The sequence below is a fragment of the Nocardioides oceani genome, from assembly GCF_030412965.1.
In the GTDB taxonomy this organism is placed as follows: Bacteria; Actinomycetota; Actinomycetes; order Propionibacteriales; family Nocardioidaceae; genus Nocardioides; species Nocardioides oceani.
Map to the genome: position 1 here is coordinate 1 of NZ_JAUHJQ010000073.1, position 353 is coordinate 353.

At 43.3% G+C, this 353-nt stretch carries 1 other RNA gene; it reads left to right on the plus strand.

From position 1 onward, the window contains the following. An RNA gene (gene rnpB, locus QWY28_RS23330) (RNase P RNA component class B) lies at positions 1-353 on the plus strand; the annotation flags it as partial.

Here is a 353-nt window from a genome sequence, read left to right on the forward strand (position 1 = left end):
GCGTGGTAAATATTGCAATTTTATCATGAGGAAAGTCCATGCTAGCACTGGCTGTGATGCCAGTAGTGTTTGTGCTAGACAAAAAAATAAGTCTAGGGATGTGCTTTGCGCATTACGGCGGATAAAATGGCTAAGTCTTTGATAGGCCGGAGTAATTCTGAAAGTGCCACAGTGACGTAGCTTTTATGGAAACATAAAAGGTGGAACGCGGTAAACCCCTCAAGCTAGCAACCCAAACTTTGGTAGGGGCATGGAAAAGCTGGAAAAAGAACGGTCTTTTCTGACTGCATAAGCAGTAGACAGATGATTATCAAAAAAGGTGGTACCTAGTCGCCTTTGGAACAAAACATGGC